The sequence below is a fragment of the Pelomonas sp. CA6 genome, assembly GCF_022549225.1.
GTDB lineage: Bacteria > Pseudomonadota > Gammaproteobacteria > Burkholderiales > Burkholderiaceae_C > Roseateles.
The window spans coordinates 1-354 of the sequence record NZ_JAKZFD010000068.1; the positions used below are offsets into that span (position 1 = coordinate 1).

The window sequence follows — 354 nt, forward strand, 5'->3', positions numbered from 1 at the left end:
GACCACGATGGTGGCCGTGGGGCGCTGGGTGTCGATGGCGTAGTTGTTGGAGCTGCTGCTGCCCACGCCCGCGTTGCCGGCCGCATCCTGCACCCCGGTGTTGTCCAGGGTGATGAGGTTGGTGGCGTCGCTGATGTTGGCGCTGGGGGTCAGCGTAGCCGTCCAGGTGAGTCCGCCATCGTTGCTGCTGAGCCCGCTGAGCGTGCCGTTGGCAACCAGGAAGTCGGCCGTGGTCAGCCCGGTCACGGCCTCGTTGAAGCTGATGGTGACGCTGCTGGTCTGGCCGATCTTCAGGGCGCCATTGGCCACCACGATGGTGGCGGTGGGGCGCTGGGTGTCGATGGCGTAGTTGCC

The 354-nt window shown here is 67.2% G+C and carries 1 protein-coding gene; it reads right to left on the reverse strand.

Going from position 1 to position 354, the window contains the following annotated elements; translation table 11 throughout:
* Positions 1-354: Ig-like domain-containing protein (locus tag LZ017_RS21920; protein WP_241399048.1), on the reverse strand; the 354-nt coding region annotated here is incomplete at both ends.